General features: G+C 71.1%; 9 protein-coding genes. All 9 read left to right on the top strand.

Annotation, left to right across the window (positions count from 1 at the left end):
- Complete coding sequence (locus tag LRH25_RS03160) at positions 1-774, top strand: ABC transporter ATP-binding protein (RefSeq protein ID WP_141288963.1); 774 nt, start codon at positions 1-3, stop codon at positions 772-774.
- Positions 771-1,841 carry an MlaD family protein gene (locus LRH25_RS03155; protein WP_231010154.1) on the top strand — a complete coding sequence of 357 codons (1,071 nt, stop codon included), beginning with the start codon at positions 771-773 and terminating at the stop codon, positions 1,839-1,841. The genes LRH25_RS03160 and LRH25_RS03155 overlap by 4 nt, the downstream gene beginning before the upstream one ends.
- Complete coding sequence (locus tag LRH25_RS03150) at positions 1,838-2,446, top strand: PqiC family protein (protein WP_231010153.1); 609 nt, start codon at positions 1,838-1,840, stop codon at positions 2,444-2,446. The genes LRH25_RS03155 and LRH25_RS03150 overlap by 4 nt, the downstream gene beginning before the upstream one ends.
- 115 nt (positions 2,447-2,561) lie before the next feature.
- Entirely contained in the window at positions 2,562-2,774 is a 213-nt protein-coding gene (locus LRH25_RS03145; RefSeq protein ID WP_231010152.1) for a hypothetical protein, read from the top strand.
- Positions 2,771-11,740, top strand: coding sequence for a GH36-type glycosyl hydrolase domain-containing protein (locus LRH25_RS32960; protein WP_231010151.1), 8,970 nt, complete (start codon positions 2,771-2,773; stop codon positions 11,738-11,740). The genes LRH25_RS03145 and LRH25_RS32960 overlap by 4 nt, the downstream gene beginning before the upstream one ends.
- Positions 11,741-11,823: 83 nt before the next feature.
- Complete coding sequence (locus tag LRH25_RS03135) at positions 11,824-13,149, top strand: PQQ-dependent sugar dehydrogenase (RefSeq protein ID WP_375142155.1); 1,326 nt, start codon at positions 11,824-11,826, stop codon at positions 13,147-13,149.
- Positions 13,150-13,258: 109 nt separating this feature from the next.
- Complete coding sequence (locus tag LRH25_RS03130; protein WP_141288627.1) at positions 13,259-13,537, top strand: hypothetical protein; 279 nt, start codon at positions 13,259-13,261, stop codon at positions 13,535-13,537.
- 100 nt (positions 13,538-13,637) lie between these two features.
- Positions 13,638-14,060 carry a hypothetical protein gene (locus LRH25_RS03125; RefSeq protein WP_141288628.1) on the top strand — a complete coding sequence of 141 codons (423 nt, stop codon included), beginning with the start codon at positions 13,638-13,640 and terminating at the stop codon, positions 14,058-14,060.
- A 57-nt stretch (positions 14,061-14,117) separates the two neighbouring features.
- On the top strand, positions 14,118-14,636 hold the full coding sequence (locus LRH25_RS03120; RefSeq protein ID WP_141288629.1) for a cupin domain-containing protein: 519 nt from the start codon (positions 14,118-14,120) through the stop codon (positions 14,634-14,636).
- Positions 14,637-14,697 lie beyond the last annotated feature (61 nt).

The following is a 14,697-nucleotide window of genomic DNA, read 5'->3' as shown; positions in this document are numbered from 1 at the left end:
ATGAACGACATGCTGTTGCGCGTCGAGGACCTGACCATGGCCTACGGCCGCAAGCTCATCCAGCGCGACCTGAACTTCGACGTGCGCCGCGGCGAGGTGCTGGTCATCGTCGGTGGCAGCGGTTGCGGCAAGAGCACGCTGCTGCGCCACATGATCGGCCTGCAGGTGCCCGCCAAGGGCCGCGTGCTGTACACCGGCCCGCAAGGGGACCAGGACATTGCCACCGTCAGCCCCGAGGCGCAGGCCCAGCTGCGGCAGCGCTTTGGCGTGATGTTCCAGGCCGGCGCGCTGTTCAGCTCGATGACGGTGGGCGAAAACGTGATGCTGCCGATGGAGCTGTTCCCGGGTGCCCACGACGCCGGCAGCGCCGAGCAGCGCCACCAGCGCGCCGAGGAGAAGCTCGCACTCGTCGGCCTGTCGGATCAGTTCGACGCCGAGCCGTCCTCGCTCAGCGGCGGGCAGCGCAAGCGCGCCGCCATCGCCCGCGCGATGGCGCTGGACCCGCCGCTGCTCTACCTGGACGAGCCTTCCGCCGGGCTGGACCCGATCACCTCGGACCAGCTCGACCAGCTGATCCGCCAGCTGCGCGACGAGCACCAGCGCAGCATCGTGATGGTCTCGCACGAACTGGCCAGCATCTTCGCGGTCGCCGACCGCGCGCTGTTCCTGGACGCGCAGGACAAGACCATGACCGCACTCGGACCGCCACGGGAGTTGCTGGAACACGGGCCCGAAAGAGTGCAGACGTTTTTGCGCAGAGGAAAAGCAGCATGAAAAGAGGGAACGCAACGCTGATCGGCGCGTTTGTCGTCGTCGGCATCGCGCTGGTGCTGGTCGGGATCATCCTGGCCGGCGGCGGCAAGCTGTTCGCACGCAAGGAGCATGTGGTGATGTATTTCACCGGCTCGATCTACGGCCTGCAGGTTGGCGCGCCGGTGGTTTTCCGCGGCGTGCGGCTGGGCAGCGTGACCTCCATCGGCCTGGTCTACGACCAGCCGCATGGCGACTTCCTGATCCCCGTGAAGGCCGACCTGGAGCCCGAGGCGATCCGCGGCCTGGGCGACCAGAAGGACGACGACAAGCGGCCCCAGCCGGTGCTGCCAGGCCTGATCACCCGCGGGCTGACGGCCCAGCTGTCGATGCAAAGCCTGCTGACCGGCCAGCTCTACGTGGACCTGGACCTGCGGCCCGGCAAGCCGGCCAACCGCCGAGACAACAACGACGGGCTGGAGATCCCGACCAATGTCACGACCATCCAGAACCTGAAGAATCAGCTCGACGGCATGGACTTCCGTCGCCTGGTCGACGACGTCTCGGCGATTGCCGCGTCGGCCCGCGGCCTGGTCAGCGGCCCGCAGCTGAAGGAGGCGCTGGACAACATCGCCAAGATGACCGAGCACCTGCGCAAGATCACCGAGCAGGTCGACGGCCGCATCGGCCCGCTGGCCGACAACGCCAACGCCACGCTGAGCGCCGCACGCCAGGCGGCCGAGCGGATCGGCCCGGCCGCAGAGCGGGTCACCGACACGGCCAACCGCGTCGGCAGCGCGGCCGACCGCTACAAGGCCCTGGTCGCGCCGGACTCGCCGCTGCTGCAGCGCATCCAGAGCACCGCCGACGAGCTGTCCGCCCTGTCCGCCTCGCTGCGCCAGCAGGTCGGCGACGACGGCGGCCTGGTGCAGAACGCCGGCCAGGCAATGCAGGACCTCTCGCGCGCCGCACGCGCCGTGCGCGAGCTGGCCGATTCGCTGGAGCAGCAACCCTCGTCGCTGATCCGCGGCAAGTCGGCCTCGCCACCACCACCACCGCCATCCACTTCCGCCACCGAGGTGCGCCCATGACCAGGCCGACCCCCGCTTTTTCCGCGCTTTCCGCCCTGCTGCTGAGCGCCTGGCTGGCCGGCTGCGCGAGCAGCGCGCCACCGCCGCGCTTCTACCGCCTGCCACTCGACACCCCGACCGCCGCCACCCTCGCGCCGGCAGCGACCCCGCGCCCCGGCGCCTGGCTGCTGCAACTGCCGGTGCGCATGCCGGAGTACCTGGAGCGAGACGCGCTGTGGCTGCCCACCGGCGGCAGCGACCTGACCCCGCTGCCCGACCAGCGCTGGGCCGAGCCGCTGCGCGAGGCCGTGCCACGCCTGCTGCGCCATGACCTGGCGCAGTTGCTGGGGAACGACAAGGTCTGGAGCGGCAGCGCACCCACCGGCGTCGCCGTGGCCGGCACCCTGAAGCTTGAGCTGCTGGCACTTGAAGCCACGCCCGAGCGCAACGGCGTGCGCCTGTCGGCCCGCTGGAGCCTGGTGGACCCGCTGAACAAGCAACCGCCGCAGGTAGGCCAGGCTGACCTGCTGGCGCCCAGCGCCGGCCCGGCCCCCGGCCAGCTGGTGGACGCCCACCGGCTGGCGCTTTGGCAGCTCGCGCAGCAGCTGGCACGCGGCCTGCCCTGACCCGCGTAGGACAGGGCCCACAGGCGATCGCGGGGGCGTCTGAAAGACCCTGCGGGAGGGCGTCGGTAGATTAGGACTCTAATCGCGTCCCCCGCCCCCTACCGAGAACAACGCCATGACCACCGCTGCCGCCCCCATCGCCGCCCGTCTGCCGCATGACCAGTCCGCCGCATTGGGTCGGCACCTGCAGCAGTGCGAGCAGGCGCGCGGCCCGTGGTTTGTCGCAGCCCAGGTCGCCGAGCGGCTGCATAGCCTGGTTGCCCCACGATTCGCCACCACCGTGGCCCTGCTGGCGCTGGGCCTGACACTGGCCGGCGGCTGGTGGTGAAAGGGAACCCCGGCGCTGCCGATGATCGGCAGGACGCCGCCGACGACTCGTCAGACAGCTCGCCCCCTTCTTCCGCCCCCCGCACGCTGCGCGAAAGCGCAGCACGCACAGGCGTGCTCAACGAGCAAACGCTGCTGAGCCCGGCCATGGGCCCGCTGGAGCCCGCCATCCGCTCGGTGCTGTTTGGCCCGGCCCGCTTCGAGCAGCACGGCCAAAGCCTGGCGCAGGCGCACGAAGTCGTGCCCAGCCAGACCCACGGCTCGACCTTTTTTCCGCGCCTGCGCGAAAACGTCGAGGCCTTGCAGCAGGCCCGCCATCTGCTGGAGCGCCGCGCGGTGGACGGGCGCCACCTCGGCCCGGCCGCCCACTGGCTGCTGGACAACGCTGCGCTGATCGACGAGCAGCTGCACGAGATCCGCCGCAGCCTGCCGCGCAACTTCTTCCGCCTGCTGCCGCGCCTGCGCGACGAGCCGCTGGCCGGGCTGCCGCGCATCTACGGCGTGGCCTGGGCCTGGGTGGCCCACACCGACAGCGGCTTCGACACCGAGCTGCTGAAGACCTACCTGAGGGCCTACCAGGGCGAGCGCGAACTCTCGCTGGCCGAGCTCTGGGCCCTGCCGACGACGCTGCGCGTGGTGCTGGTCGAGAACCTGCGCCGGCTGGCCGAGCGCGCCGCCACGCTGCAGGCCGCGCGCGACGCCGCCCACCAATGGCTGGACCAGCAGGCCGACGCCATCAACATGGCCCAGCTCGACGCGCTGGCGCCGCAGATGGCCGCCCGCGGCGTTGGCGAAGCCTTCCTGCTGCAGCTGGACCAGCGGGTGGAGGAACTCTCGCCCGAGATGAGCGCCGCGCTCAATGCCTGGCTCAGCACCCGCCTGCCTGACCCGGCAGGCGCGCTGGCACGCCAGCAGAACGAAGCCACCAAGGACCAGCAAAGCATCCGCAACGCGATCACCACGCTGCGCTTCATCGCCCGCGCCAACTGGCGCGAGCTGATTGCCGATGCCAGCGCGGTGATGCGCATCCTGCAGGTCTCGCCGGTGTACGCCGCCGAGGCCGAGACCACGCAGGACGACACGCTGCACGCGGTCGAACGGCTGGCGCGGCGCTCGGCCCACCACAGCGAGACCGACGTGGCGCGGCTGATCGTCGAACTCGCCGAGGGCCAGCCGGACCTGGCGGCGCCAGAGGCTGCGCCCGCCTACTGGTGGCGCGGCCCCGGCCAGGCCAGGCTGCTGGCCGCGCTGGACCTGCCAGCCTCGCGCTGGCCGCCGCGCGACAGCGCCGCCCGTCGCCAGCTCAACACCGCCGCCTACCTGGCCGGCCTGATGCTGCTGACGGCCCTGGCCATCACCTGGCTGCTGCACTTCGCCACGCCGCCGGCGCTGCCGGTGGCGCTGCTGGTGGTCACCGGGCTGTTGCTGCTGGGCCCTGTCAGCGAGGCCGTGGTTGCACTGGTGAACCGGCTGATCAGCGAATCGGCCCGCCCGGCCCGGCTGCCGCGGCTGGCCTTCCCGCTGGGCCTGCCGGCGAGCGAAAAGGTCATGGTGGTGATCCCGGTGATGCTGACCAGCGAAGCCGCGATTGCCGCGCATGCCGCACAGCTGGAACAGCACTACCTGGCCAATGCCGAACCGCATGCGCAGTTCGCGCTGCTGAGCGACTTCGCCGATGCCGATGCCGAGCACAGCCCGGCAGACGGCGGCCTGCTGGCCCGCGCCCAGCGCGAGATCGAACGCCTCAACGCCCGTTATCCGCGCACCGAGGGCGCGGACGATGGCGACGACGACAGCGACACGGCGCCGCCGCGCTTCCTGCTGCTGCACCGCGCCCGCCGCTGGAGCGAAACCGAGCAGCGCTGGATCGGCTGGGAGCGCAAGCGCGGCAAGCTCGAAGCGCTGGTCGAACAACTGGCCTGGCACAGCAGTGAAATGCCGCCCGAAGGCATGGCCACCTCGCCCTCGCCATTCGCCGACCTGGGCGCGCTGTCGCGCCTGGCGCCGGACACCCGCTACGTCGTCACGCTGGACGCCGACACCGACATGCCCCCGGGCCGCCTGCGCCGCCTGGTCGGCAATGCCGCGCACCCGCTGAACCGGCCGCGGCTGGATGCCAGTGGCCGGCGCCTGCTGTCGGGCTACGCCATCCTGCAGCCGCGTGTCTCCACACCGCTGCCCAACCCCGGCACCGCCACGCCGTACCACCGGCTGTTCAGCGGCCAGTGCGGCATCGACCCGTACAGCATCGCCAGCTCGGAAATCTTCCAGGACCTGTTTGGCGAAGGCACCTTCAGCGGCAAGGGCCTGCTGCATGTCCAGGCCTTCCGCAGCCTGCTGGCCGGCCGCCTGCCCGAGGGTCAGGTGCTCAGCCACGACCTGCTCGAAGGCTCGGTGGCGCGCTGCGCCGGCGTCAGCGACGTGACCTTGCTCGAAGCTGCGCCTGTGCACCCGGACGTCGCCGCATCGCGGCTGCACCGCTGGACCCGCGGCGACTGGCAGCTGCTCCCTTTCCTGCGCCATGGCTCGGCCTGGGGCCTGGTCAGCATCAACCGCTGGAAGATGCTGGACAACCTGCGCCGCTCGCTGGTGGCCCCGCTGTCGCTGGCGCTGCTGCTGTGGGTGCTGGCGACCGGCGCGATGCCGCTGGGCATGGCGCTGGCCGTCGTCGCCGCGGCCTTCTGCACCGGCCCGCTGATCGGCGCCGTGGCCGGCCTCGCACCTTCGCGAGACGACATCGCGCTGGGCCTGTTCTACCGCCGCGCCGGGGCCGACGTGCTGCGTGCGCTGGCACTGGCCGTGTGGCACATCGGCCAGCTGCTGCAACTGGCCTGGCTGTATGGCGACGCGATCGTGCGCGCGCTCTATCGCCAGCTCGTCTCGCGCCGCCACCTGCTGGCCTGGACCACCGCGGCCGCGGCCGAAGCCTCGGCCCGGACCGCGCTGCGGCCGCTGCTGCTGCAGCACTGGCGCGTGCCAGCCGCTGCGCTGGGGCTGGGCCTGCTGCTGGCCGTGGCCGCCGCGCTGGGCGCGCCGGTGCAGGCCGGCGCTGCCGCCGTGCTGCTGCTGGTGTGGGCTGCCTCGCCGCTGTGGACCTGGCTGGCCGCCCGCCCGCTGCACGGCCATGCCCAGCAACTGGACGAAGACGGCCGCGATTACCTGCACGGCGTGGCGCGCGACACCTGGCGCTACTACGAGAGCCACGTCACCGCGTCCGACCGCCACCTGCCGCCCGACAACGTGCAGCAGACGCCCTACCAGATCGTTGCCCACCGCACCTCGCCGACCAACATCGGCCTGTACCTGCTGACCGTGGCCTGCGCCCGCGAGCTGGGCTTCATCGGCCTGGCGGCGATGACCGAGCGCCTGCAGGCCACGCTGGACTCGCTGGACACGCTGCCCCGCTGGCGCGGCCACTTCTACAACTGGTACGACACGCAGAGCGGTGCGGTGCTGCCGCCGGCCTATGTCTCGGCAGTCGACAGTGGCAACTGCTCGGGCCACCTGCTGGTCGTGGCCCAGGCCTGCGAAGCCGCTGCGGCCTTGAGCGACGAGCAGGCCGAGGCGCCGCTGCAGGTCGCGCTGGAGCGGGCCCGCCAGCGCATGAAGGCGCTGCACTCGGCGCTGGCCAATGCCCCCTCGCTGCAGACGCTCGCGCTGCTGGCCCAGCAAGGCCAAGCCTGGCCGACCGACCTGGCTGCCGCGCAGGCGCTGAGCGCGCAGGTGCGCCTGGCCCGCATGGAGCTGGACACGCTGCACCTGGCGCAACAGGGCCTGGGCGACCCCGACGAGCGCCGCTCGTTGTGGCTGATGCATGACATGGTGGTCACGCTGGAATCCGCCGTGCGCGACCGGCTGGCCGACCGCGACGCCTTGCGCAGCCAGCTGCGCACCCTCGCCCAGCGCGCCCGCAAGATGGGGCTGGAGGCCGACTACGCGGCGCTCTACGACCGCGAGCGCCAGCTGCTGCACATCGGCTGCCGCACCGACACCCACCAGCTCGACGACAACCACTACGACCTGCTGGCCAGCGAGTCGCGCCTGACCAGCCTGGTCGGCATTGCCAAGGGTGACCTGCCGGTGGCGCACTGGGCGGCGCTGGGCCGGCCGTTCTTCGCCTGTGGCAAGGAGATCGCGCTGAAGTCCTGGTCGGGCTCGATGTTCGAGTACCTGATGCCTTCGCTGGTGCTGGCCGAACCGATTGGCAGCGTGCTGCACCAGGCCACCCGCAGCGCGGTGGCCGAGCAGCGCGCCGAGGCGCGCGAGAAAGGCACGCCCTGGGGCATCTCGGAATCGGCCATCGCCGGCCAGGACCACACGCTGGCCTACCAGTACGGCCCGCAGGGCGCACCCCGGCTGGCGCTGAGCCGGCTGCCGGCCGACGAGCGTGTGCTCGCACCCTACGCGACGCTGATGGCCACCGTGGTGGCCCCGGTCGCCGCGGTCGAGAACCTGCGTGCGCTGCAGGAGCTGGGCGCGCGCCGCACCATGGGTTTCATCGAGGCGGTGGACTACACGCCGCGGCGCCAGACCGCCGGCAGCAGCTTCACGCTGGTGCACACCTACATGGCCCACCACCAGGGCATGGCGATGCTGGCGCTGACCAATGTGCTGGCCGACGAGGCGCCGCGCCACTGGGCCCAGGCCGACCCGCACCTGCGCGCGGTCAGCACGCTGCTGCACGAGCGCGCGCCGCGCGAAGTGGCGGCGCTGCCCGCTGCGTTGCCGGCACCCAAGCTACGTGGCCCGCGCAGTGCCCGCATGCTGCGCGACAGCCGGCCACTGCAGGAAGCCGTGCCGCTGACGCAGCTGCTCACCAACGGCCGCTACGCCGTGGTGCTGCGCAGCCACGGCGCAGGCTACAGCAGCTGGGACGGCGTGGGCATCACCCGCTTCCGCGACGACCTGCTGCGCGGCGCCTACGGCAGCTTCTTCTACCTGCAGCGCGAGGGCCTGCCGAACTGGCAGTCCATCACCGCCCATCCAGCCCCCGACCCAGCCGCGCGCTACAGCGCCCGGCTGCAGGCCGAACGCGTGATCTTCGATGCCCGCTGGAGCGACCTGCACAGCAGCTGCACCGTCTGGGTCAGCCCGGAAGACGACTGCGAGATGCGCCAGGTGGTGCTGACCAACGCCAGCCCGCAGGCCATGGCGCTGACGCTGGCCTCCTGCTTCGAGGCCACGCTGGCGCCGCAGCGCGGCGACGAGGCCCACCCGGCCTTCTCCAACCTGTTCATCCAGACCCGCTGGGACGAATCCGAGCTGGCGCTGCACATGGTGCGCAACCCGCGCCTGCCGGACGAGGCGGCAATGCGCGCGGTGCACTTCCTGGCCGGCGCCGAAGGCATCATCGAATCGGTCGCGCCCTGCGCCGACCGGGCGCGCTGGCTGGGCCGCTACGGCAGCAGCGCGCGCCCGCTGGGCGACGGCGGCGCGCAGTTCATCCCCACAGATCCGGCCGACCCGCAGGGCGGCGCAGGCCAGCTGGTGGACACCGGGCTGGACCCGATCGCCGGGCTGCTGGTGCGCCTGCGCATCGCACCGGGCGCCAGCGTCACGCTGACCTTCTGCACCGCCGCCGCGCGCGAAGCCGACACGCTCAGTGCGCTGATCGACAAGTACCGCCAGCCCAGCCACGTGGAGCGGGCGGCGAGCATGTCGTACACCATGGCCGGCATCCGGCTGCGCGAGCTGCAGTTCGAGCCCGACACCTGGGCCGCGCTGCTGAACCTCAACACGCTGGTGACCGGCCAGGCCACGCGCACCGAAGGCGCGGCCCAGCGCGGGCCCGTGCCGGTGGCTGCGCGCTGCGACCGGCGGGCACTGTGGCGCCACGGCATCTCGGGCGACCGGCCGCTGATCTGGGTCAGCATCAGCGGCGAAGAAGGCCTGGAGCTGGTGCAGACGCTCAAGCGCGCGCTGCGCATGTGGTCCACCGCCGGGCTGGTGGTGGACCTGGTGGTCAGCAATGACGAGCCGGTGTCCTACCTGTCGCCAGTGCTGCATGCGCTGCAGACGCTGCAGGCCCGCCTGCACGCCCAGCACCACGGCCGGCCCAGCCACCTCTGCGCGGCCATGTACGTGCTGCGCGAGCCGGAGCTGAGCGCCGACGAACGCATCACGCTGCACACCTTGTCGCGGCTGCGCCTGCTGGCCGACGGCCGCTCGCTGGCCCAGCAGCTGTCGCGCTGGGCCGAGGAACAGCAGCGCGCGCATGCCGAGCGCAGCGCGGTCAAGCATGCGGTCGTGCCGCTGCCTTTGCCGCTGGCGGGCCCGGTGCGGCACGCGGTGCTGGCGCCAGAGGGCCGCTTCGACGCGGCCAGCGGCGCCTTCGTGTTCGAGCGCTCGCCGGCCCAGCATCCGTCGCGGCCCTGGGTCAATGTGCTGGCCAACCCGGACTTCGGCTGCCAGGTCTCGGAACTGGCCGGCGGCTACACCTGGGCCGGCAACAGCCGCATGCACCAGCTCACCGGCTGGTCCAACGACGCGCTGTCCGACCCGGCCGGCGAATGGCTGCTGCTGCACGACCTGGACCGCGGCCGCATCTGGGCGCTGGGCCGCCAGCTCTCGCACGAATCGCCCGGCGAGGTCGAGCACGGCATTGGCTACAGCCGGCTGCGGCAGCGGCTGGACGACATCGAAGTCACGCTGACCTGGTGCGTGGACCCGCGTGCCGCCGTCAAGCAGGTGCAGGTGGAACTGGCGCTGGTGGGCACCGGCGGCCCGGCCAAGCAGACCGTGGTGGCCAGCTCGCCGCGGCGCCGGCTGCGGCTGGTGGCCATGGCCGAATGGCAGATGGGCAGCGCACGCCAGGAGCGCATCTCGGTGGCCACCCGGCCCGACTGGCTGGCCACCGGCCCCGAAGGCGCCGGCCTGCCGCAGCCGCAGCGCGTGCTGACGCTGCAGGCCACGCAGCTGGACCACCTGGGCGGCTTTGGCAATGCCACGGCCTTTCTGGCGATCCGTCCCCCGCAGCCTGGTGACGAAGCAGGGGACAGGCCTGGCACCGGCATCAAGCCCGACGCCGAGCAGGCCAACGTGCGCCTGCTGCCACAGGACTGGACCTGCGACCGGCGCGAGTTCTTCAACACCGCCGGCCAGCTGATCCTGCCGGTGCAGCTGGGCCAGGACAGTGGCGCCGGGCTGGACGCCTGCGCCGCGCTGGCCGCGCAGATGGAAATCGCCCCGGCCCAACCCGCAAAGCTGACAGTGCTGCTGGGCCACGGGCGCGATCCGGGCGACGCGCGCACGCTGCTGCAAAGCGCCTGGCGCGTGGCCCCGGCCGCGCGGCTGGCCGGCCAGCGCGAGCAGTGGCGCGAGATGCTGGGCAATGTGCAGGTGCGCACGCCGGACGCGCGCTTCGACGCGCTGGTCAACCACTGGCTGCCCTACCAGACGCTGGGCTGCCGCATGTGGGCCCGTGCCGGCTTCTACCAGGCCGGCGGCGCCTTTGGCTACCGCGACCAGCTGCAGGACGCGATGGCGCTGGTCACACGCGCACCGCAGCTGTTGGCCGCGCAGATCCGCACCAGCGCCGCGCGCCAGTTCCCCGAGGGCGACGTGCAGCACTGGTGGCACGAGCCGGGCGGCGCAGGCGTGCGCACCCATTTCTCCGACGACCGGCTGTGGCTGCCGCTGGCGCTGGCGCACTACGTGGAGCGCACCGGTGAGCGCGCGCTGCTGGACGAAGAAGCCCCGTTCCTGCAAGGCCAGCCAGTGCCGGCCGGCGCCGAGGACATCTACGAGAGCCCCACCGTCACGCCCGAGCGTGCCAGCCTGTACGAACACGCGGCCCGCGCCATCGACTGCAGCCTGGCCAATGGCGTGCACGGCCTGCCGCTGTTTGGCACCGGCGACTGGAACGACGGCATGAACCGCGTGGGCCACCACGGCAAGGGCGAGTCGGTGTGGCTGGCCTGGTTCCTGTGCCAGGTGATTGCCGACTTCGCCCCGATTGCCACCGCCCGCGGCGAAGCGCCGCGCGCGCGCCGCTGGCTGGCCGCACGCGACGCCTGGGTCAAGGCGCTGGACACCCAGGCCTGGGACGGCCAGTGGTACCTGCGCGGCTTCTTCGACGACGGCTCGGCACTGGGCAGCGCGCAGAACCCCGAGTGCAGGATCGACCTGATCGCCCAGGCCTGGGCGGTGCTGACCGGCGCCGGCGACGAAGCCCATGCGCGCCAGGCCATGGCCAGCGCCAGCGTGCACCTGCTGGACACACCCAACCAACTGGTGCGCCTGCTGGACCCGCCGCTGCAGCATGCAGCCCCGAGCGCCGGCTACATCCAGGCCTACCCGCGCGGCGTGCGCGAGAACGGCGGCCAGTACAACCATGCCGCCGTCTGGGCCCTGATGGCGCTGGCCCGGCTGGGCCAACGCGAGCGCAGCTGGCAGGTCTTCTGCGCGCTGAGCCCGGCCCACCGCTGGGCCGACCCGCGGCGCGGCGAGACCTACGCGATCGAGCCTTATGTGATGGCCGGCGACATCTACACCCACGCGCCTTATGTAGGCCGCGGCGGCTGGAGCTGGTACACCGGCTCGGCCGGCTGGCTGCTGCGCGCCGCTGTCGAGTCCATCTGCGGCGTGGTGCTGGCCGGCGGCAAGGCCGTGGTGTCGCCCTGCCTGCCGCCGCATTGGGACAAGGCCGAGGTCAGCGTGCGGCTGGGCGAGCGCACACACCGCATCGTCGTCTGCGCCCACGAGGCCACCGTGCATGCCGAGCTGGCTGCGCGGCCGGGGGCAAGACGGGTCGAGGCGCACCAGGCGATTGACCTGGCCGGCGCCGCCGAGTCGAGCTGCTTCGTGCTGCTGGCGCCACCGGGCGACGAAGCGACCGCCCCAGCCGCCCTGCGCACACCAATTGCCCCTGGCGCTGGGCAGGCTTTCGACAATGCTGGCGCGAACCTGCTGCACGGCAGTGTCCTGTCGTCTGCACACACCCAAATCAGCCCGGAGGAGACGCCATGACGCAGGACGAGGGAGCCCAGGAAGGTCACCAGACCCCGGCAGATTTGCAGCAAGGACGGGTGCCCATACTGTCCACGCTGGCGATGGCGGCGGTGGCCATCGCGGTCGGCGTGGCTGGCCTGACGGGCTGCGTCGACGGCCTGACCAACCTTGGCCTGGCCGCCGACGACACCTCGCACGGCGTGGGCCCGGATCCGGCGCTGCCCGCGCCGCAGGCCAGCCTGATCCCCACCGTCAACATCGCCGAGGCCACCGGCTGGGCCGGCGACGCCAAGCCGCAGGCCGCACCCGGCACCCAGGTGCGGCCGTTCGCCAAGGGACTGGACCATCCGCGCTGGCTCTATGTGCTGCCCAACGGCGACGTGCTGGTCGCCGAAAGCACGCCACCCAAGGGCGAAGGTGCTGGCGGCGGCCTGAAGGGCTTCGTGATGGGCCTGGTGATGGCGCGCGCCGGTGCCGGCACGCCCAGCGCCAACCGCATCACGCTGCTGCGCGATGCCGATGGCGACGGCATTGCCGAGACCCGCCGCGTCTTCCTCGCCAACCTCTATTCGCCCTATGGCATGGCGCTGGTCGGCGACCAGCTCTACGTCGCGAATGCCGACTCGGTGATGCGCTACACCTACATCGAAGGCAGCACCGCGATCGACCAGCCCGGCGTCAAGGTCAGCGACCTGCCCGGCGGACCGATCAACCACCACTGGACCAAGAACATCCTGGCCAGCAAGGACGGCGACAAGCTCTACGCCACCGTCGGCTCCAACAGCAACGTCGGCGAAAAAGGCCTGGACAACGAAGCCGGCCGGGCCGCGATCTGGGAGATCGACCTGAAGAACGGCGAGCACCGCATCTTCGCCAGCGGCCTGCGCAACCCCAACGGCCTGGTCTGGGAACCCGCCACCGGCACCTTGTGGACGGTGGTCAACGAACGCGACGAACTCGGCGACGACCTGGTGCCCGACTACCTCACCTCGGTGCAGGACGGCGGCTTCTACGGCTGGCCCTGGAGCTACCACGGCCCGCACGTGGACCCGCGGGTGAAACCGCAGCGGCCCGACATGGTGGCGCGCGCGCTGAAGCCCGACTACACGCTCGGCTCGCACGTCGCCCCGCTGGGCCTGTGCACCACCGAAGGCGCCACCACCCTGCCTGACCGTTTCCAGCACGGCATGTTCGCCGGCCTGCACGGCTCCTGGAACCGCCGCATCCGCACCGGCTACTCGGTCATCTTCGTCCCCTTCCAGGCCGGCAAGCCCAGCGGCCCCCCGGTCGAACTGCTCACCGGCTTCCTGGACCGCAACGGCAAGGCCCAAGGCCGCCCCGTCGGCGTCACCGTCGACAAACGCGGCGGCCTGCTGGTGGCAGATGACGTGGGCAACGCGATCTGGCGGGTGACCGGGGCGGTGTAACGCCGCCGACGGGAAAATTCACGGGGTCCTCGCCCCCTTCAGGGGGATGTCCCCCGATTGAGCCCAAAGCTACCTTTCGCCTCCACGAATTTGCTTCTTGGAGGCCGCGATGTCGTTCGAGCTGTTGCTGACCCTTTCCGCCCTGGCCATGATCCTGTGGATCATCTCGCAGTTGCACCGCATCGAAGCCAGGATGGACGACCTGCTGTCCATCTTCGGCATGCCCGCCAAGGGCGACCCAGCCCGCCCCTCCGCCGAAGTCCAAGCCCTGGCCGCCGCCGGCCAGCGCATCGAAGCGATGCGCTGCCACCGCCAGCAGACTGGTGCGGACGTGCGGCAGGCGATGAAGGTGGTGGACGAACTCGTGGAGCGGAACAAGGCTTCTTGAACATTGGCCAGCGAGGTAGGCTCCACGAATGCCACCCGCTCCTGCCCATCGGCCAACGCCATCCATTGCGCCATGTCTGCGGGGCAGAAACTGGCTCGCTTTGGCCTTCATCATCCTGGTCAGCGCCTGCTCACCCGACACACGGCCAGATGCCAACACCTTCACCTTTGCCACGGGCGTGCACCTGCTGTCATTCAAAGAGCGAAAACCTGACGCGAACACCGGACGCGGCGTCTCGGTCACGGCAGAGAGTGATCACCTGCGAATCAAGGTGCGTGACTTCTTCTATCGCAACGGTGACTTCCCTGCGCCGTGGATCGGTCTCCCGCATAACGGCATCGTCACGCTGAACATCGGCACGCACGAAGCGAGCAGCCCACTCAGCACAAAGGACGAATATGCCCTGGACCTTGAGGTGCAGGTTGAACTGCGACGACTCCAAGACGCAACCTCGCTGGCGATCTACAACCTCGACACAGGTGACGTGTTGGCCCACGTCGCGCTGCCTGTGAAGTCGCCCTGAGCGCTTTGACGGCCGCGCGCCTCGTGGCCCAATGCCGGTTCCCAATCAGGAGAACCCATGGGCAACTCGAATGACGGTTCGGCGGCCACCGCGCTGGCCGGCAAGCTGATCCGCAACTTCCGCCAAGCCGAGTTGCAGCACCGCGTGCGCGAGCCACTGTATGACAGCCACAGCGTGCGGCTGGCGCGGGGCACGGCCGCGCAGGGGCTGGGCCTGTCGGTGGTGACGGTGGCGCCGGGCAAGCGGGCGTCGCCTTACCACTTGCACCATGCCGAGGAGGAAATGTTCATCATCGTCTCGGGCAGTGGCACGCTGCGGGTGGCCGGCGAGATGCTGCCGCTGGTCGAAGGGGATGTGGTGTTCATCCCACCCGGCCCCGAGTACCCGCACCAGATCATCAACACCTCGGACCAGCCGCTGGCTTACTTGGCGATCAGCAACCGCTGCAAGGTCGAGGTCTGCGAATACCCGGATTCGGACAAGTTCCAGGCCGACGTGTCGACCGACGCCGGAACGAGTTTCGAGGCCACGCGGCGGCGCGGCGACGAGCTGGACTACTGGGACGGCGAGCCTTGAAGCCTGGCAGCGAAGCCAAGGTCGCAATGCGATGATCGCCAGCCACCCGACGGAGAAGCCT

Origin of the sequence: Ideonella azotifigens (assembly GCF_021043325.1) — a bacterium.
Classification (GTDB): domain Bacteria; phylum Pseudomonadota; class Gammaproteobacteria; order Burkholderiales; family Burkholderiaceae_C; genus Ideonella; species Ideonella azotifigens.
Note: the sequence above shows the minus strand (reverse complement) of the source record. Positions and strands in the feature narration are given on the sequence as shown.